We start from the raw sequence: 19,917 nt of genomic DNA, 5'->3' as shown, positions 1-19,917 counted from the left end.
TTGTCACAGCCAGAATTATTTCATGATTTACCATTAGAAGAGGTGATCGGCGACCGTTTTGGACGCTATAGTAAATATATTATTCAAGACAGGGCGCTGCCTGATGCGCGCGACGGTTTAAAGCCCGTACAGCGCAGAATTCTGTATGCGATGCATACGGACGGAAACACATTTGATAAAAATTTCAGAAAAGCGGCCAAAACGGTCGGTAATGTCATCGGTAACTACCATCCGCACGGTGACAGTTCGGTGTATGAAGCAATGGTGCGGATGAGCCAGGATTGGAAAGTGCGGAATGTATTAATTGAAATGCACGGGAACAACGGAAGTATTGATGGAGATCCTCCGGCGGCCATGCGTTACACAGAAGCGAAGTTGTCTTCGATTGCATCAGAGCTTCTGCGGGATATTGACAAAAATACTGTTGAATTTGTCCCAAACTTTGATGATACAAGCAAGGAGCCTGTTGTACTTCCTGCTATGTTCCCTAACTTGCTGGTCAACGGATCTACCGGTATATCTGCAGGATACGCGACTGATATACCGCCTCATCATTTAGGAGAGGTCATTGATGCTGTTATTAAACGCATTCAAATGCCGTCATGCTCTGTAGACGATCTCATGGAAGTGATCAAAGGGCCTGACTTTCCGACAGGCGGAATTATCCAGGGCGTTGATGGCATTAGAAAAGCCTACGAAACCGGAAAAGGGAAAATTATTATCCGCGGAAAAGCTGAGATCGAAGCGATCAGAGGCGGACGTGAGCAAATTGTGATTACAGAAATTCCGTTTGAAGTCAATAAAGCCAACCTTGTGAAAAAAATGGACGAGTACCGTATTGATAAAAAGGTTGAGGGCATCTCCGAGGTTCGAGACGAAACAGACCGAACCGGCCTTAGAGTGGTCGTAGAACTAAAGAAAGAAGCAGATGCCAAGGGCATTTTGAATTACTTATATAAAAATACTGATTTGCAGATTACGTATAACTTTAATATGGTGGCGATCCACAACCGCCGTCCAATGCTGATGAGTCTGCCAGCTATTTTAGATGCATACATCGGCCACCAAAAAGAAGTTATCACAAACCGATCCGTTTACGAGCTTCAAAAAGCAAAAGACAGACATCACATTGTAGAAGGTCTTATGAAGGCTTTATCGATCTTGGATGAAGTTATCGCAACGATTCGCTCCTCTAGCGATAAACGTGACGCCAAAAACAATTTAATGGCAAAATATGAATTCACTGAGCCTCAGGCTGAAGCTATCGTGTCCTTGCAGCTATATCGTTTAACAAATACCGATATCACAGCGCTCAAGGAAGAGGCTGAAGAGCTCAGTAAAAATATTGAAGAGCTTGAATCGATTTTGAGCAATGATAAAAAGCTGTTAAAGGTCATTACAAACAGCTTAAAAGCGCTGAAAAAGAAATATGCGGACACGAGACGCTCTGTCATTGAAGAAAAAATTGAGGAAATCAAAATTAATCTTGAAGTCATGGTTGCCTCTGAGGATGTATACGTGACCGTTACAAAAGATGGCTACTTAAAGCGCACAAGCCAGCGTTCCTTTGCCGCTTCAAACGGACAGGATTTTGGAATGAAGGATACAGACAGGATGCTGCACCAGTTTGAAATGAATACGACAGATGTGCTGCTGCTTTTCACGAATAAGGGAAGCTATATCTATTGTCCGGTTCACCAGCTGCCTGATATCAGATGGAAGGACATGGGCCAGCATTTTTCTAACATAATCACGATTGAACGTGACGAAACGATTGTAAAGGCCATACCGATAAAAGAGTTTGATCCATCTGCTTATCTTTTATTCTTCACGAAAAACGGCATGGTGAAAAAGACAGAACTCACCCATTACAAAGCACAGCGTTATTCTAAAGCACTTGTGGCTTTAAATCTAAAGGGTGAAGACGAGCTGATTGATGTACATGTGACAAATGGTGACAGTCAGATCTTGATGGCGACACATCTCGGATATGGCTTATGGTTTGGAGAAGATGAAGTAAATGTTGTGGGCTCACGTGCAGCTGGCGTTAAAGGAATTAATTTGAAAGATGGAGACTTTGTCGTGTCGGGAGAAATTCTGCATGAGTCTGATTCTCTCGTATTGTTTACACAGCGGGGAGCGGTCAAACGTATGAGTCTTTCTGAGTTTGAAAAGACCTCCCGTGCAAAACGGGGAGTCGTTATGCTGCGTGAACTGAAGAAAAATCCGCATCGTGTCGTTTCGCTGTTCGCGTGCGGACTTGATGAGCGGTTTATGGCAGAGACGGAAAAAGGGGACAGAAAAGAACTGCAGGCTAAAGAGCTGCGTACAAACGACAGATACAGCAATGGTTCATTCTTTATTGATGAAGAAGAATCAGGCAAGGTCACAGCTGTCTGGCGTCTTACAACTGAATAATCATTAAAAAACCCGCTCACATATCGTGAGCGGGTATATTTTGTTTTTCATCAGCTTTCATGGCTGGTGAATAAGTCTGTCACGGCATGAATGACTTCAATACCTTGCCATACAAATAAGTTCAGCGCTGTGAAAGAGAATAAGCCTAAAATCACCATTCTTAAGATAAACAACATGTTAACAGCCTCCTCATATTTTCGTTATATATTCGGGTGATGTTGAACATGAAGTTTGTCGAAATAAGACGATTGATAGAATTTGGCCAGTATAAAGCTTTTTCTTCGCTGCCGTCTCCGGGAGTAACATATATCTTTGTTTTCCGCGGTCATCAGCAGCACAGCCATTGAGAAGGCAGCCAGCGCAAAAGCTCCGGTGATGGATTTCTTTTCATCATCTGCATTTTGGCCAGCTTTCATCTCATGCATTTCCTGCTGGTCGGCTACCGCTTTATAATGATGGCCAATATCAAAGGCGTGGGGAATTGAGAACAAATGAAAACTGGCAATCGCCAAAAATAAGATGGACGCTTTAAGTATCGTTACTTTTTTCAAATGATCTCCCCCCTTCGATATTACTGAATATTTTTATAATGATACCCCAGACCGTCTTAAAAGTAAACCTGATTTATTAAATTTAAAAATAAAATTCACTTTGTTAAGTATAGATCGTTTCAGTTCCTTTTTAAAGTGAAATGTCTTTTATTAGTATATGTATACCCGATCTAGGGTGTGATTCAAAACATATTTTAAAGATATGTTTGCAGCTCAAACATTATCACGATATACACCCTAAGGTTAGGGAGAAACAAGCAGAGAATGTATAGAAAGGGAGACTTCTTATTGATTTCTAATAAATTTATTCATAGAAAATAAAAAATCAAACTAACATAATATTCTTCGAAAAAACTTCCTAATTCGACATATTGTGATATAATAATACTCGTCATGTTAAAAAATCTAACATCGAAATTGAATTCACAATGAATTGATGAAACAGGAGGTAAATATGGAGTCTTTTTTCAACAGTTTGATTAATATTCCAAGTGATTTTATCTGGAAATATTTATTTTATATTTTAATAGGACTTGGATTATTTTTTACACTTCGTTTTGGTTTTATCCAATTCCGTTACTTTATCGAAATGTTTAGAATAGTAGGTGAGAAGCCACAAGGCAACAAAGGTGTTTCTTCTATGCAGGCATTTTTTATTTCTGCCGCATCCCGAGTCGGTACAGGGAACTTGACTGGTGTTGCCTTAGCGATTGCGACAGGCGGACCAGGCGCTGTATTTTGGATGTGGGTTGTAGCAGCTGTCGGTATGGCATCAAGCTTTGTTGAGAGTACGTTAGCTCAGCTTTATAAAGTGAAGGACGGAGACGATTTCCGAGGCGGACCGGCTTACTATATCCAAAAGGGGCTTGGAGTCAGATGGCTTGGCATCGTATTTGCTGTCTTAATTACCGTATCATTCGGTTTAATCTTTAACGCTGTTCAATCAAATACAATTGCAGGAGCGTTAGAAGGCGCTTTTCATGTGAATAAAATAGTTGTCGCTGTTGTTCTTGCTGTTTTAACGGCTTTTATTATTTTTGGCGGCTTAAAACGTGTTGTCGCTGTGACACAGTTGATTGTTCCGGTCATGGCGGGGCTTTATATTCTTATTGCACTATATGTTGTATTCACAAATATTTCTGCATTCCCAAGCGTTATTGCGACAATTGTCAAAAACGCTTTAGGAATTGAACAAGTTGTCGGCGGAGGAATAGGAGCTATCATTGTCATCGGTGCACAGCGCGGACTTTTTTCTAACGAAGCGGGAATGGGTAGCGCGCCAAACGCTGCTGCGACAGCTCATGTTTCGCATCCGGCTAAGCAAGGCTTTATCCAGACATTAGGCGTGTTTTTCGATACATTTATCGTATGTACGTCCACAGCGTTTATTATTTTACTGTACAGTGTAACACCAAAAGGTGACGGCATCCAAGTAACACAGGCTGCTTTGGACCACCATATTGGGGGATGGGCGCCTAGTTTTATAGCAGTCGCAATGTTCTTATTCGCTTTCAGCTCAGTTGTCGGAAACTACTATTATGGCGAGACAAACATTGAATTCATTAAAACAAGCAAAACATGGCTGAACATTTACCGTATTGCGGTTATTGCTATGGTTGTCTTTGGATGTGTAGCAGGGTTCCAGATTGTTTGGGACATGGCGGATCTCTTTATGGGGGTTATGGCGCTGATTAACTTAGTTGTGATCACACTGCTGTCAAACGTAGCATACAAAGTCTATAAAGATTACGCGAAACAGCGCAAACAAGGACTTGATCCTGTGTTTAAAGCGAAAAATATCCCAGGACTGAAACACGCTGAAACTTGGGAAGAAGAGAAACAAGAAGCATAAATTCATAAAGAATACGGCTGCATTCAATGACTTGAATGCAGCTTTTTATTTGCCGAAAAAAAGCGGAATCTTTTGATTTCATCAAAAAATAACGTGTAAAGTCCTGAACAAGCACTATTATCCCTGATATACACGTGTCAGCTGTATAGGAAGCAACACAAAAAGAGTCAATAGACAGGCTTTTAAGCCGCCTAAAAACAAGAAATTAGGTTGATAGACAATCATGAGAAAGATTTTTACAATGAGTGCGTGTTTAAAAAAAGAAAGGGAGGGAGAGCGGCAGCTAATAGGCAGACATTTTACATGATTATTTGGAGGAGGAGAGAATGCTATATGAAACGTTCAGTCTCTATCTTTATCGCTTGTTTATTAATGGCAGTATTAACAATTAGCGGTGTCGCGGCACCAGAAACCTCTGCAGCAGGGGCGAAAACGCCTGTAGCCCTTAATGGCCAGCTTAGTATCAAAGGTACTCAGCTAGTCAATCAAAACGGAAAACCGGTGCAGCTGAAAGGAATCAGCTCACACGGTTTGCAGTGGTTCGGTGATTATGTCAATAAAGACACTTTAAAATGGCTAAGAGACGATTGGGGAATTACCGTCTTCCGGGCGGCAATGTACACGGCTGACGGCGGTTATATCGAGAATCCGTCTGTGAAAAATAAAGTCAAAGAAGCTGTTGAAGCGGCAAAAGAGCTCGGGATATATGTTATCATTGACTGGCATATTTTAAATGACGGCAATCCAAATCAAAATAAAGAGAAGGCGAAGGAATTCTTTAAGGAAATGTCAAGCCTTTACGGAAGCTCACCAAACGTTATATATGAAATTGCTAATGAACCGAACGGTGATGTAAATTGGAAGCGCGATATCAAACCGTATGCGGAAGAAGTGATTTCTGTTATCCGTAAAAATGACCCGGATAACATCATTATTACCGGAACAGGCACTTGGAGCCAGGATGTCAACGATGCTGCGGATGATCAGCTTAAGGATGCTAACGTCATGTACGCGCTTCATTTTTATGCCGGCACCCACGGCCAGTTTTTAAGGGATAAAGCGGACTATGCGCTCAGCAAAGGAGCGCCGATTTTTGTAACGGAATGGGGGACGAGTGACGCTTCCGGAAATGGCGGTGTATACCTTGACCAGTCGAGAGAATGGCTGAATTATCTCGACAGCAAGAAAATCAGCTGGGTAAACTGGAACCTTTCTGATAAGCAGGAATCATCCTCAGCTTTAAAGCCGGGGGCATCTAAAACAGGCGGCTGGCCGTTATCAGATTTATCCGCTTCAGGGACATTTGTTAGAGAAAACATCCGCGGCTCCCAAAATTCGAATGAAGACAGATCTGAGACGCCAAAGCAAGAGAAACCTGCACAGGAAAACAGCATCTCTGTGCAATACAGAACAGGGGATGGAAGTGTGAACACCAACCAAATCCGTCCTCATATCAATGTGAAAAACAACAGCAAGACCACCGTTAACTTAAAAAATGTAACTGTCCGCTACTGGTATAACACGAAAAACAAAGGCCAAAACTTCGACTGTGACTATGCGAAGATCGGATGCAGCAATGTGGCGCACAAGTTTGTTACATTACCTAAACCTGTAAAAGGTGCAGATGCCTATCTGGAACTTGGGTTTAGAAACGGGACGCTGTCACCGGGAGCAAGCACTGGAGAAATTCAAATTCGTCTTCACAATGAGGACTGGAGCAATTATTCACAAGCCGGGGATTATTCTTTTTTCCAGTCAAATACGTTTAAAGATACAAAAAAAATCACATTATATAATAACGGAAAACTGATTTGGGGAACTGAACCCAAATAGTGCCTGTTTTGACGGACATCACAATTGGTGTCCGTTTTCATTATCTAATCAGCGGCAGAACAAGGAGGTACAAGCTGTGGACGAAACATTGAAACAGTATATGTTGCTGTTCAAACAAAACAGCGACTTGGTTAACGGACCGGACTATCCAGGAAAGGAAAAAGATATCCAAAACCAAAAAGAACAGATTGAAGCCTACGAAAAACTTCTGCAGCAAGGCTTTACCAGCGATTATGATTATGATGAGTTTGCTGATTCGGTGATCAAATGCGCATACGGTGATATGACATTGGAAGAGCTGGAAGCCGTTTATTATGGGTTGACTTCGCCATTTTAAAGTTTCTTAATAAGACTTGCTGAAGCTCAGGGTTTTGACACTTGAAATGAAAAGCAATCGAAATTGGTCAACCTGTAAGTGATTTTTTATTCTGTCTCACTAACTTAAGTATACTTTGTTATTGAGACAGAATTTCTTTGAAATTAATTACTTCCTAGAATATATATTATGTAAACTAAAATAAGTCGAAAATCTACACCATGGTTGTTCAGCCTCTCTTATGCCAGGATTATTCTCTGTATAAGAAAAAACCTTCATGGCCAAGACATAGTCGAATTCGGTCCTTTACAGTAGCTCACGAAAACAATAATTGTTTAGGTGCAATGAAATTTGACAAATCATTGCACCCTTGAGCTTGTAATAATATTCTATTTATCTAAATTAAAATCAATATTTAGAAACCAGCTTCATACTGTTTTGGAACCCATTCGTCAGTTGATTTTTTTAATTGTTTTGCTGCTTCCAATGCCCAATATGGATTGCGGAGCATCCCTCTCCTACAGCAATCGGTAATGTCACTTGTTGCTGGTCTTCTTGATCAAGTCCACGCCATCGTATGCCAGACTCTCCACACTTGCAGCCTTCTGCAGTATGTAATGATCAAAAAAGTTCTTCGTATAGTCTGTAACAAGATTTCGCATCTCCATAGCAACCCGTTCGCCTCTGAGTTCCTCATTAACACTGGTGAACACGATGTCGCAGTAATCTAAATGCGCAACACGATCAACAGCGAAATAATAGGTTTCCATGCTATTATTAGCGCCAATTATCGCATTCATGTTATAGTTAGGTTCACAAAACAGTAGCAAAAAGGGTTTCTTAAGGTCGCTGTCGAGAAGGCCGAACGCACCGCTATCCAAGCCAATCCCGCAGGCGAACCGATCGTCGTCCCGGCAAACAATCGCCGTCGTAGGCCCTCCATAAGAATGTCCGACTATGCCCATGCCGATGTCAAGCAACAATCTGCCCTTAAAGATGGAATTCAGCTCTCCAGAGTCCAGTTTGTAAAGATAATCGGCTACATACCTTACATCTTCTGCCTGTAATTCACTATACTCTGTTAACTTGGCAAGTATCGGCAGTGTAAGCACATTATGGCACATCTCAATGGCTGTTTCATCGTCAGGCCGCATCTCCATCTTACCAGCCAACACCAGCATCTCCGGATCTTCAGAAAACGCCATAATGACATCTGAAAAATCCTTTGATACATTAAACAGGCGCCCATCTTTACGCTTATACATCGTGCTATTCTGATGGCCGATGCTTACCACAACATATCCCGTGCTTGCCAAGTCTGTACAGATCACTGTACCCCATTCTGGAGAACCGCCCCCGCCGCAAACATAGAATAACACCGGATAGCGCTTTTCCTTCCCGGAGAGAGCAAGGTCGTCGTAACACTGGGTCTTGATATCTATAGAGAAAACATCCTTCCCTTTAAGATACGCAGTGACAAGTGGCTGCTCATGAAACATCTCGTAGACTTCAGGAAACATGTACGTTGATGTAGTCTTACCTTCGCTGCTGTCGGACGGATAGTACACAAACGCCGTCAGTTCTCTTTTTGAGTGATCTGATGCCGTGTACTCAAAATCCATCTGGGTTCGACCGACAGTATAGCCGCCAATTGGTTCTGGAAATGCGTCATAAGTTTTCATTCTCGTTTTCCCCCTTAATTAATAAAAGTGGCGAATGTGAAATACAAACATTGCTCTATAAGCGCTTTTCAAAACTGTGAAACTATTACATCCTATCTTCAGTAAATCATATCTACTCCCTGACTTTCTTGTGATCGCTAACAATTTCAGAATATTTATGATCTTCAAGCATCCCATGACCCATAAAGTCAGCGCAAAGTACTTACTTAATCTTATGTTGCAGCTTAGAGTCCTTAATATCGAATTCCCTAAAAAACATGACTAAATGAAACTGCATTGACTCAAACATAAAAGAAATCAAGTCGTCGTCAATATCAGGGCGGAGATATCCATCAACCCTCAATCGGCGTAAAATGTCCTTGATTAAGGGGATGACTAGTCCTTTAGCACATTCAGATATATTTTAAGCAAAATGTCCTCAGGAATGTATAAAAATGTTTCAGTTAATACTTTTTGCCATCGAGAAGTATCTAAACTCTTTGGATCAATGTCTGGTTTTTCATAAAATCTGCTTCTAGCTATTTAACCACACCTCCAAATTAGGATCTATTAATGCTTTATCAAAGTTGGCGTATAATACAGCTAAAATATAACAATGAAAAACTGATGTCTCCCGCATGTAAGGCTTTAATGCTGTATGCTTCAGACGCAAGACACGAAAAAAGCGATTTTCCGATCGGAAAATCGCTCAATTTCAACGTGGTACGCTTGCCTTAGGTGCCTTTAACGATTTACGACAAATGTTGTCACGCTTTGAGCTGGAAGATGGGCCCAAAAATGATTGTCCGTTACTTTAAGATTCGTCCCAGGTTGAAGATTGCTGTTGCTGCTGGTGATCCATCTAGATACCTGAGAAGCAGATCCATTCTGCAAAACAAAGTTTTGGTTGACTCCTGTGTTGCTTTTGTTAATGGCAACAATAACGACCTTGTTGTCACCTTTATAGGCTGACACGTAAACGTTCGGATTAGGATTTTTCGTTGCATCAATCCTTACATATCCAGGGCGCACAAACTTTGAGAAATGAGCCATATTGTAGCCACGTTTGCTGATCGTGCCATCTTCTTTCATAGGACCATATGATCTTCGGATGTACCACCAAACATAAGCTTGAAAATCCCCTTCAACCATCGAATTGTGAATATGTTGTGAAACATCCAAGGCCTCGGGCCATCGATCCGCTGAGTTGTTATCACTGTTCGGATAGTATACTTCAGTCATCCAAAGGTCCTTCCCCGCTCCTTTTTGTTTAAAAAGAGGATAAGGGAATTGACTGACCTGAGTCCCATACAGGTGGGTTCCGAGAATATCCAAATTGGCAAGAGCCTGAGGATCGTTCAAGATTGGGTCAGACAAATTCTTCAAGTATTGAAATGACTCAGGTGCAATGACACGGGCATTTATCGAGCCTGCGTTTTCTCTCATAAAGCGAAGTATTTCTTGCGGCGTCCACCACGTCCACTCGTGAGCGTAATCAGGCTCGTTTTGGATGGAAATCGCATACAGATTCACTCCATTACTCTTCATGAAGGTAACGAAATCGTTAAGATGCTGCGCATATGCGGCGTACTTATCGTATCTTAGGCGTTTAGCTGATGTGTCACCATTATGATTGAAGGTCTCAACCATATTGCTTGGAGGATTCCAAGGAGAAGCGAAAACGATTGCCCCGTGTTTGATCGCGCTCTTTGCAGTTTCCACTTCTTTGTACCAATTATTTCTATTTTCATCTACATGAATTCTTAAGATCGAAAAGCCTAACTGATTCTGTCCATTGCCAAAAGCAGTTTCTCTTTGAGCAGCAGTTAAATCTCCAACCCAAGCCGGGTGGTTCATTCCTCCAAAACCGCGAATCACTTGTTTTTCTGCAGAAATATTAACTGTTACATCATTTGCCGCCAAGACCTCAGCAGCGCCTGGGCCCATTAACATTACTGACAGCATAGTGAAACATACCAATAGTAGACAAATTGTTTTTTTGACGCTCGACATCATTTTTTCCTCTCCTTCAATGTCTTTTACCGTATTAGAAAAATGTGTTCTGTCTGCTTTTATATCGCAAGCAAGCGGTGCCATAACTGGTGTTATCTTTGCGTAAACTGCCAGTAATCAACATTAAACAAGTTTCCTGTACCAGTTCCGGTAAATACAAAGAATACGTTGTGAATACCGGATGCGCCGCTTACCGCAGTTTCTATTTCTCTCCAAGATTGCGTTCCGCCTGTGGGAGGTACATTCAGGGTTCCTGCAAGCTTGCCGTTTACGCTATCGAGACGCACTTCTATTTTTCCTCCTCCAGCAGATGCTACATTTGCTTTAAACGTCCTGGCACCGCCTGACCCGAAGTCTGCATTTCCTACAGCAATCCAGTCTCCGTTATGAATGTTTGTGACATGTTGATTATTGACCGGCCCGCCGGGTGCTGAGGATGCCTCTGTCAAAATCCGTCCGTTCCAGGCAAACGTTTCCGCTTCTACCCGGTTATATGGATTCAAGTTGGAGAGCTGTTTGACCCCTGCAAAATTTGCCGCTACCTCTTGCAGGGAGCCATCTGAATTATGCACAAGCTTATTAATATGGGGAGAACGGTATCCTTTGCCGGCCCCGAACAGAGCGGAGCTGACAGTTTGAGTATGATACACCACATACCACTCGTTTTTAAAATTGAAAACAGCATGGTGATTGTTCCCACCGCCTCCGAAAAATGCTCCCGGATTTTTCAGAAAGTGCCCTCTATACGAAAAAGAATCCATAGGACTTGAGCTGGTCATATAGCCGATCTCACCTGGAGGTTTATCGGCCGGGTGCGCGCCCCCGAAATTGATACAATAAGAATAGTAATATTTTCCGTTATACTTATGCATTCCCGAATCTTCAAACATAAAAGGCGCATCAATCGTAGATGCACTTCCGGCAACACTGGTCATATCAGGCCCTAATTTCATGACTCTTGCTGTTTTAGGATTGGCCCATTGCCCCTGCGTGGGATTTGAACCGCCCGGAACGCCTCCGCCGGCATATAGGTAACCGGCACCATCATCATCTACGAATACTGCCGGATCAAAAAGCCATACAACACCGGACATTCCTGGCGTATTTGGCGTTACCAGCGCTTTTCCGATCGGATCTGTCCATGGGCCGGTCGGGCTGTCTGCGGTGAGAACCCCGATACCTCCGCCGCCGTTTGCGAAATAAAGGAAAAATTTATCCTTACCATTGATCTTTTTCACGGCGGCTGACGGGGCCCATGATGCTCCTGCCCACTTGGCAATCCCCCGGCCGCCATTCGCCCCATTGGCACCCGCTACGGGAATCGCTCCGTGATCTGTCCAGTTCACCATATCCGCTGAAGATATGACGAATATTTTATTCAAATTGGCAAATGAATTATCCTTAATCGTTCCGTCGCTATTATATTCATAGTCATCGCTTGACATATAGATGTAGACTCTTCCGTTATAGGTCAGCGCAAACGGATCTGCTCCCAAATGATGGTCTATAAGCGGGTTTGAATTCCCTGCATGTTTTGCAATTGTAGTACTGGCTGCATACGCAGACTCCCCAAATAAGCAACTTAATAATAAAGCAAGAATCCATAAACATACGCTACACTTTTTATTCATGACTTAACATCCTCCTTTTTCCTAAAAATGGGGGGTGATCACACAGGTCATGAAGGATACATAAATCGGATGCCGATCGTATCATCGAACTGTGAAAAAGCGCACTGACATTCAAATAAGTATATTTAGCCCCCCTTTTCCTCCGCCATTCTGATGACACGTTCCACAGCTTGCCGATGCCTGAAAATCACATGCTGCTGGCAGGAAATAAAAAGGCAGGATTTTTCATGAGTTCCCTCCGATCACATTGAATAGAGATGCAATATTATACAAAATATCCCTTTATATAACATCCTAGCATGATTATAATAAATGTGTATAGAATACTTTCGGAGGAATTATTGTTCGGTTTTACAAAGAAACTGGATACATTTATTCATTAAATATATAGGTGAGACTGACACCGAAAAATCAGTTTAAAGAGAGATGATAAGAGCCGGGATGGAAGGCTGTTAACGACTCTTCTTCACTTTTTCAGGCACAAAAAAACAGCCGTTCAGAGCGGCTGTTTTTTTTCAAAAGGATAAGCCGCCATCCATGACTATGGCCTGACCTGTGATGCCATTTGCTTTGTACGCTGTCCCTCTTGAGTGTGAGTAGCCTTTATGTAATAAGCCATTCACCCCTGTAAACCGCTGTAAGTGATGACCCGTTGTCCGCCTTTTTCATAGGGGGCCTGGGAAGCTCTCATTCTGACGCTGTAATATGTTTCTACCAGCATCTTATTCCCCTCCTTTCTAACCTTGAGAATGAATGTTAACTAAAATCATTAAAGGTTAACACTCTTGCTGAATATTAGTGTGCCTCGTAAAATATGTCAACCTACACGATCAAACGATTAACTTAATGAATCTGCAAGGCCTCATTATTTTTTCATGTTTTGTTCATATTTTAGTAATTGTTTATTCAACACTGTCCGCTAAAGTAATCCATATCAACAAATATGACAGCCATATGCATCTTTTATGAAGGGAGGTCAAAACTGAGTGCCGTTATGCTGAAAGAAAAAATAAAGACATTAGGCCGTTTTTGTACCGTGGGCGTCGGCAATACGCTGATAGATTTTGGTGTCTTCTTTCTTCTCACCGCTTGTCATGTCCCTTATCTTCCGGCACAGATCTGCTCCTATTCGGCAGGTATCATCAATAGCTATGTGTGGAACCGGAATTGGACGTTTCGTGTAAAACGTAAGGCTGACGGAAAAGAGATCGTGCGCTTTCTCATGATTAATATTGCCGCGTCGGGGATCACCTTTTTGCTGCTTTATTTGTTTCAAAAAGGCGGCTGTTCGCTTTTGGTGAGTAAGCTCGCCGCCACTATCGGCGGAATGATGATGAATTTTATCGGAAACCGAGTCTGGGTATTTGGAGATTCGCTGAAAAACATACAGGATCAGGAGTGAAGATGAATGAGAAAAAAAGTGAGAAAAGCGGTCATTCCCGCAGCGGGTTTAGGAACGAGATTTCTGCCGGCGACAAAGGCGCAGCCGAAAGAAATGCTCCCGATCGTCGACAAACCAGCCATTCAATACATTGTAGAAGAGGCCGTAGAGTCAGGAATTGAAGATATACTGATTATTACAGGGAGAAACAAACGCTCGATTGAAGATCATTTTGACCGGTCGGCGGAATTGGAATTCAAACTGCGGGAAAAAGGCAAGACGGAGACGCTTAAGGAAATGCAGCAGATTGCTGATTTGGCCAACATACATTATATCCGCCAGAAAGAACCGCTCGGCTTAGGCCATGCGGTGCTGTGTGCGGAGCATTTTATCGGAGATGAGCCTTTTGCCGTTCTATTAGGTGATGATATTATGGTGTCTGAAAAGCCGGCTCTTCGGAAATTAATGGATGTATACGCCGCTTATGGCACAGAGGTTGTCGGCGTACAGCCTGTTCTCCCTGAGGATGTCAGCAAATATGGCATTATTCAGACATCAGGCTCTCAAGGCCATGTGTATGAAGTGAACGATTTAGTTGAAAAGCCGTCTCCGGAAGAAGCCCCTTCCGAAATTGCAGTGATGGGACGATATGTACTGAATCCTTCTATCTTCCCTATTTTGAAGTCGATCGGGAGAGGCGCAGGCAATGAGATTCAATTAACAGATGCACTTCGTGAGGTTTGCCGTACCCAGCCTATTCATGCGCGGCTTCTGGAAGGAAAACGATATGACATTGGCGATAAATTGGGCTGTTTTAAAGCAAGCACTGAAATCGGCTTAATGCGTCCTGAAATGAGATCTCAGCTTTTAGCTTATTTAGAAGAAGTGCTCAAACGGGAAACAAAAGAAGTGCTGCGATAAAAAAATTTGTAACCATCTTGCTCGTCAATCAGTCATATAATAGTGAAAAAGATAAGGACAGGTTGTGAAGAATGTGGGCAGTTTGATAAGCGAAATTTTAACTTGGCTGACGAATATGGGATATGCGGGCATTGCAATTGGGTTGATGATCGAAATCATACCGAGTGAAATTGTATTGGCCTATGGCGGCTATATGGTATCGGAAGGCACGATTGGATTTATCGGCGCCATCATTGCGGGGGTTATCGGGGGCACCATTGCCCAGATCTTTATTTATTGGATCGGACGCTATGGCGGCAGGCCGTTTTTGGACAAATACGGGAAGTACTTATTGATTAAAAAGCATCACATTGACATGTCAGAAAACTGGTTTCAAAAGTATGGTACGGGAGTTGTCTTCTCGGCACGTTTTATACCGGTTGTCAGACATGCGATATCAATTCCCGCAGGCATTGCCAAAATGCCGTTTCTCAAATTTGTGGTACTGACTGTACTTGCTATCATTCCGTGGTCTATCCTGTTTGTTTATTTAGGCATTCAGCTCGGAAGCCAGTGGGATGACGTTGAGAACATTGCAGGCACTTATACAACACCGATTATGATACTGGCTATAGTGGTCATTGCACTTTATTTTGTCATAAAAAAACGCACAGCCATTTTTAAACGATAGCTTATGGGTATGCATAGGGAGGACTCTCCCCTATGCATATTTTTTGTTATTTTCGATGATGATTTGAAAGCTTCATATGTTCCGCTAAAAATGCGACAAACACTTCATCCCGTACAAGAGATGCCGCGTAATTCCTTTTAATAAACCATTCTGCTTCCTCAAAAGCCGCGAAGGTTTCGTCCTGTGTCTCCCCGTTAATTTGAATGTTCCATGCGTTGTCCAAAGGAAACAGGAAGAATCTCATTTGTTCGCGATTTTCGTATAATGAGCCGTTTGCCGACCCTTTCAGATTATAGAAATTACGGAATGCATCTGGGCGGACCGGTTCCATTCGGAATGCTTCAGCTACAAACAAATCGTATACTTCGTCCGTTATGGAACAGCCTGAAGCCTTCGCATGCCCCCCGCCTCCGTACCGGCCTGCTACTTCTGAAACATCAATGTAATCATGAATGGTACGCAAGCTGGCTCGTTTTGATCCCATGCTTAAAATGGCAATGTAATCAAGATGCGGATTGTCTTTTCCGAGTCTGTTTCCGAGTTCAGAATGGTACGATTCTGCGTGAACGATACCTACACAGTGTTCGTGAACAAAGGTTTGCACCATTTCTCTTTTTTTCCTGCGAAGGTAGCGCTCGATCTTCTCTTCTTCTAAATCAAGCAGTTTCACTTCAAATTCATCAAAGAAGAATTCGTCATGGGCAGAAAGCCGCTGAATCATTTTTTGTTCAAATTCATCGATTGAAAGCAAAAAGAAAAGGTCATTGAGCCGCTTTGCCTGTTTTTGATCGTACTGCTCCCATTCCCAAGTGTCGTATTGGCGGATGAGCTCTGTAAATTGATCTAAGGCGTTTGTCGGCTTCATCAGATCATTTTGGACAAGATAGTCGTATAAAAGAGATGTGGCCGATGCAAGACGTCCGTCATCGTATTCCACCTGGACAAATCCCCACTCATGCTCATTCAAATGAAGGGCTGTTTTATGGTGGTCAATCAGTTTCACTTTTCCGCCCGCATGGACATACTCGTTCAGCCTCTTTTCATTTTCTTCATTGACAGCCAGATCCGTGATAAATAAGGCATCGTGTCTGCTGCTCTCTTTTGCTTTTTGTAAGAAGTATTGGACTTGAGCGTTTAAGCCGTTGACAGAGTTATAACGGACCTCAACTTCTTTCCCGAAAGCCAATTTCGCAACGATCCCGCACCCTATTCCGTCCAAGTCGTTATGTGAATATAAATGGTACATAATAAAGGCCCCTTTTTATCATACTGGAGATTGCCGCTATAGGTGTGCGGCAGCCTTTATTTACTATTGTAAAAAACAGAGGGTTTTATGCACAGTTGATTAGTTTACATAATAAAATTATCTAAAACAATAAAAAGAGCGCTTATTTCACGCTCCTGGTACTTCCTTTTAAACTGGATAGACCGGATGTTTTCGATTGGTGAATGTTATTTCCTTTGTCATGTAAGCCATAAGCCGTTTGTGCAATTCCTCGCGCAATGAATTGGCTGGGATTACCGCGTCAATGATCATCTCTGAAGCCAAGCGGTATATATTGATGTCCTCTTTGTACTCCTCCCGTTTGCTGCTGATAAATTGAGCCCTCTCTTCTTTCGGCAGCTCGGAGATTTTCTTGGCATAGACAGCGTTTACGGCTGCTTCAGGGCCCATTACGGCGATTTGTGCGGTTGGAAGCGCTATGCAGCAATCCGGTTCGAAAGCCGGTCCGGCCATAGCATATAACCCCGCTCCATAGGCTTTTCTGACAATTACAGAAAGCTTGGGGACGGTTGCTTCTGACATCGCTGAAATCATTTTGGCTCCATGACGGATAATTCCGGCCTGTTCTACCTTTGTGCCGATCATAAAGCCGGGAATGTCCGCTAAGAACAGCAATGGAATATGAAAGGCGTCGCATAATGTGATAAATTTAGCGGCTTTGTCCGCTGAATCGTGGAATAAGACACCGCCTTTTACTTTTGGCTGATTCGCGATAATTCCGACAGGCTGTCCGTGAATCCTCGCAAGACCTGTAATGATTTCCGGTGCGAATAAAGCTTTGATTTCAAAAAAAGAGCCTTCATCTATTACACGATCGATCAGCTCAAACATATTAAAAGGTGCATTTTGGTTTTGCGGAATAACGTCGGAAAGCGGTATCTCAAAGGGCTTTGGCGGCCGTTTTTCTTGTACAGGCGCTCTTTCTTTATAATTTGCCGGAAAGTAAGATAAATATGAGCGTGCCAAGTGAATGGCTTCTTGTTCAGTTTCTGCGAGAATATCTCCGCAGCCGGAAACTGAACAATGCATGCGGGCGCCTCCCATCTCTTCAAGTGACACCTTTTCGCCGATCACCATTTCTGCCATCCGCGGTGAGCCTAAATACATAGATGCGTTACCGTCTACCATGACGACAATATCGCAGAAGGCAGGAATATACGCACCCCCAGCTGCGGACGGGCCGAATAGAAGGCAGATTTGGGGAATGCGCCCTGACAATTTGACCTGATTGTAAAAAATTCTCCCTGCGCCTCTTCTGCCCGGAAATACATTGATCTGGTCGGTGATTCTGGCGCCTGCCGAATCGACTAAATAAATGAGCGGACAGTTTAATTTTTCTGCTGTTTCTTGTATTCTGATGATTTTTTCGACTGTTTTTGCTCCCCAGGAGCCTGCTTTCACTGTAGAATCATTTGCCATGGCGCAGACGGTTTGGCCGCCGATTTTACCGATGGCGGTTACGACTCCGTCGGCGGGAAGCCCGTCTGACATACATTCTGCAAAAATAGCGTCCTCAAGCTCGATGTCATCGTCAAATAAAAGGGCAAGCCGCTCTCTAACAAAGAGCTTGCCTTTTTCTTGGTTGCTGCGATGATACTTCTCCGCTCCGCCTTTTTGTATTCTTTCCGCCCGTTCTGTTCGTTCTTTTTCATAATCCATAAGGCGTTCCCTCCGATCTTTATTCTCCCGTGTATACGGCACGTCTTTTTTCTTGAAAGGCTTGAAGTCCCTCTGTCCTGTCCTTTGTCGGGATCGTGTGTTCATATGCTTTTTGTTCAATTGATAATCCCGTTGCAAGGTTTGTTTCCAATCCTTTATTGATCGCGAATTTAGCCTGGCGGACGGCAATTGGTCCGTTAGCTGAAATGGCTTCTGCCAGTTCCTCTGCTTTCGCCATAAGCTCACAAGAAGCCGTAACATGCTCTACAAGGTTTATCTCTTTGGCTTCATGTGCGGTTATGCGTCTGCCTGTATAAATGAGTTCTTTTGCTTTTCCTCTGCCGATCAGACGCGGAAGTCTTTGTGTCCCTCCTGCGCCCGGGATAATGGCTAAAGCCGTTTCCGGAAGGCCTAACGTAGCGTTCTCGGCTGCTATTCGGATGTCGCATGCCAATGCCAATTCAAGCCCGCCTCCTAAAGCACTTCCGTTTATGGCTGCTATCACCGGCTGCGGCAAGGCTTCGAGTAAAGCAGCGGTTCTGTGAATGAGGGAAACACTTTTGAGAACCTGATCTTGTTTCATTTTTATTCTTTCTTTCAAGTCTGCTCCCGCACAGAACGCTTTTTCACCGGCGCCTGTCAGGATGACGCAGCGGATTTTCGTGTTGAATTCGATTTCTTGGAGAGTGGATTGCAGGTCTCTAAGCATTTCTGCCGAAAGGGCATTTGCCGCATGGGGCCTGTTAAGGGTGATGACAGCAATATGTTCTGTTTTTGCAGTGAAAAGAATAGATTCTCCCATTGGTATTCCCTTTCTTTTATAAAGATGATTTATACACCTGTAAATTTCGGCTCGGAAGATGTTTCCCGATTTTCTCCTCGATCCATTTGGCTGCTGGAAGCAACTTGGCGAGCTTTACGTTTGTTTCAATTCCCATTTGATCTAGCATGTACACGATATCTTCTGTCGCAGCATTTCCCGATGAACCTGGAGCATATGGGCAGCCGCCAAGACCGCCCGTTGAACCGTCAAATGTGGTGATGCCCATTTGCAGAGCGGTGAGAATGTTGGCGAGAGCCGTTCCCCTTGTATCATGAAAGTGGAGGGCGAGCTGGCTTGCCGGGAATCGTTTCAAAAGCGCTTCAAGTATGATTTCAACCTGTACAGGATTTGCGGCGCCGATCGTATCTCCAAGCGATAGTTCAGAAATTCCGAAATCAAATAAAGATTCTGCAAGGCGAATCACTTGTTCGATCGGTACATGTTTTTCATACGGACAGCCGAAAACTGTGGAGAGATAGGCTCTTACTGTAAGATTTCCTTTTTTTGCGTCGTCTGTTACTTGTTTGAGAACTTGGAGAGTGTCAGCAGTGGATTTGTTGATGTTTTTTACGTTGTGTGTTTCGCTTGCGGACATAAAGACAGAAGCTTCGTCAATACCCCCTTCCAGCGCATTCTCCAGTCCCTTTTGATTAGGGACAAGTACTGCGTACGTGACGCCTTTTACCCGGCTGATGCCTTTTGCCACATCTAGAGCATCTCGAAGCGCGGGAATCCACTTTGGATGAACGAAGGATGTTATTTCGATATAGGAGAGTCCTGTCTGGGAAAGCTGGTTGATCCAAGCGATTTTGTCTTCTGTTGCAAGCCACACCGGTTCGTTTTGCAAGCCGTCCCGCGGGCCGACTTCTCTTAACATGACTTTTTTAGGATAGGACATGGTAA

16 protein-coding genes and 2 pseudogenes are annotated in these 19,917 nt (G+C 43.2%); 7 read left to right on the top strand and 11 right to left on the bottom strand.

Annotation, left to right across the window (positions count from 1 at the left end; translation table 11 throughout):
- Window positions 1-2,418 carry a DNA topoisomerase IV subunit A gene (gene parC / locus LNN34_RS06320; protein WP_229043011.1) on the top strand — a complete coding sequence of 806 codons (2,418 nt, stop codon included), beginning with the start codon at window positions 1-3 and terminating at the stop codon, window positions 2,416-2,418.
- Window positions 2,419-2,468: 50 nt separating this feature from the next.
- On the opposite strand, the gene LNN34_RS21930 is transcribed toward parC, so the two are convergent.
- A complete protein-coding gene (locus tag LNN34_RS21930) occupies window positions 2,469-2,594 on the bottom strand; it encodes a hypothetical protein (RefSeq protein WP_010334426.1) in 126 nt (41 codons plus the stop codon).
- A gap of 24 nt (window positions 2,595-2,618) precedes the next feature.
- The gene (locus tag LNN34_RS06315; protein ID WP_229043010.1) at window positions 2,619-2,969 is read right to left on the bottom strand and encodes a hypothetical protein; all 351 of its coding nucleotides are present in this window, start codon (window positions 2,967-2,969) and stop codon (window positions 2,619-2,621) included.
- 454 nt (window positions 2,970-3,423) lie between these two features.
- On the opposite strand from LNN34_RS06315, the gene LNN34_RS06310 reads away from it, so the two are divergent.
- The 3 genes from LNN34_RS06310 (at window position 3,424) to LNN34_RS06300 (ending at window position 6,991) form a co-directional block, all read left to right on the top strand.
- A complete protein-coding gene (locus tag LNN34_RS06310) occupies window positions 3,424-4,821 on the top strand; it encodes an alanine/glycine:cation symporter family protein (RefSeq protein WP_059291731.1) in 1,398 nt (465 codons plus the stop codon).
- Window positions 4,822-5,154: 333 nt separating this feature from the next.
- Window positions 5,155-6,654 carry a cellulase family glycosylhydrolase gene (locus LNN34_RS06305; protein ID WP_229043009.1) on the top strand — a complete coding sequence of 500 codons (1,500 nt, stop codon included), beginning with the start codon at window positions 5,155-5,157 and terminating at the stop codon, window positions 6,652-6,654.
- A gap of 76 nt (window positions 6,655-6,730) precedes the next feature.
- Window positions 6,731-6,991, top strand: coding sequence for a YnfE family protein (locus LNN34_RS06300; RefSeq protein ID WP_059291729.1), 261 nt, complete (start codon window positions 6,731-6,733; stop codon window positions 6,989-6,991).
- A gap of 515 nt (window positions 6,992-7,506) precedes the next feature.
- Here the strand turns inward: LNN34_RS06300 and LNN34_RS06295 are convergent.
- The 5 genes and pseudogenes from LNN34_RS06295 to LNN34_RS06275 form a co-directional block, all read right to left on the bottom strand.
- Entirely contained in the window at window positions 7,507-8,652 is a 1,146-nt protein-coding gene (locus tag LNN34_RS06295) for a choline esterase (protein ID WP_229043008.1), read from the bottom strand.
- A gap of 723 nt (window positions 8,653-9,375) precedes the next feature.
- A complete protein-coding gene (locus LNN34_RS06290) occupies window positions 9,376-10,647 on the bottom strand; it encodes a glycoside hydrolase family 30 beta sandwich domain-containing protein (protein WP_229043007.1) in 1,272 nt (423 codons plus the stop codon).
- 89 nt (window positions 10,648-10,736) lie between these two features.
- The gene (locus LNN34_RS06285; protein ID WP_229043006.1) at window positions 10,737-12,275 is read right to left on the bottom strand and encodes a glycoside hydrolase family 43 protein; all 1,539 of its coding nucleotides are present in this window, start codon (window positions 12,273-12,275) and stop codon (window positions 10,737-10,739) included.
- 64 nt (window positions 12,276-12,339) lie between these two features.
- Window positions 12,340-12,475: pseudogene (locus LNN34_RS06280) on the bottom strand (malonyl CoA-acyl carrier protein transacylase); the annotation flags it as partial.
- Window positions 12,476-12,853: 378 nt separating this feature from the next.
- Window positions 12,854-12,996: pseudogene (locus LNN34_RS06275) on the bottom strand (6-carboxyhexanoate--CoA ligase); the annotation flags it as partial.
- A 222-nt stretch (window positions 12,997-13,218) separates the two neighbouring features.
- Here LNN34_RS06275 and LNN34_RS06270 point away from each other — a divergent pair.
- The 3 genes from LNN34_RS06270 (at window position 13,219) to LNN34_RS06260 (ending at window position 15,247) form a co-directional block, all read left to right on the top strand.
- Window positions 13,219-13,677 (top strand): GtrA family protein, encoded by a 459-nt coding sequence (locus tag LNN34_RS06270; protein WP_229043005.1) that lies wholly within the window; start codon window positions 13,219-13,221, stop codon window positions 13,675-13,677.
- 6 nt (window positions 13,678-13,683) lie between these two features.
- Complete coding sequence (galU, locus tag LNN34_RS06265; RefSeq protein WP_229043004.1) at window positions 13,684-14,577, top strand: UTP--glucose-1-phosphate uridylyltransferase GalU; 894 nt, start codon at window positions 13,684-13,686, stop codon at window positions 14,575-14,577.
- A 73-nt stretch (window positions 14,578-14,650) separates the two neighbouring features.
- Window positions 14,651-15,247 (top strand): DedA family protein, encoded by a 597-nt coding sequence (locus tag LNN34_RS06260; RefSeq protein WP_014113955.1) that lies wholly within the window; start codon window positions 14,651-14,653, stop codon window positions 15,245-15,247.
- A 46-nt stretch (window positions 15,248-15,293) separates the two neighbouring features.
- On the opposite strand, the gene LNN34_RS06255 is transcribed toward LNN34_RS06260, so the two are convergent.
- The 4 genes from LNN34_RS06255 to ldeG all read right to left on the bottom strand — a co-directional run bounded on the left by LNN34_RS06255 (window position 15,294) and on the right by ldeG (window position 19,912).
- Window positions 15,294-16,493 carry a DHH family phosphoesterase gene (locus LNN34_RS06255; RefSeq protein WP_229043003.1) on the bottom strand — a complete coding sequence of 400 codons (1,200 nt, stop codon included), beginning with the start codon at window positions 16,491-16,493 and terminating at the stop codon, window positions 15,294-15,296.
- 168 nt (window positions 16,494-16,661) lie between these two features.
- Window positions 16,662-18,191, bottom strand: a complete 1,530-nt coding sequence (locus tag LNN34_RS06250; protein WP_229043002.1) for an acyl-CoA carboxylase subunit beta — start codon at window positions 18,189-18,191, stop codon at window positions 16,662-16,664.
- Between the two features lie 19 nt (window positions 18,192-18,210).
- Window positions 18,211-18,993 carry an enoyl-CoA hydratase gene (locus LNN34_RS06245; protein ID WP_044155703.1) on the bottom strand — a complete coding sequence of 261 codons (783 nt, stop codon included), beginning with the start codon at window positions 18,991-18,993 and terminating at the stop codon, window positions 18,211-18,213.
- Window positions 18,994-19,009: 16 nt separating this feature from the next.
- A complete protein-coding gene (gene ldeG, locus LNN34_RS06240; protein WP_101863380.1) occupies window positions 19,010-19,912 on the bottom strand; it encodes a hydroxymethylglutaryl-CoA lyase in 903 nt (300 codons plus the stop codon).
- Window positions 19,913-19,917: the final 5 nt, after the last annotated feature.

This window comes from Bacillus sp. AF23, assembly GCF_020861455.1.
In the GTDB taxonomy this organism is placed as follows: Bacteria; Bacillota; Bacilli; order Bacillales; family Bacillaceae; genus Bacillus; species Bacillus halotolerans.
The sequence above is the reverse complement of the archived record's forward strand: the minus strand, read 5'-3'. Positions and strand labels throughout refer to the sequence as shown.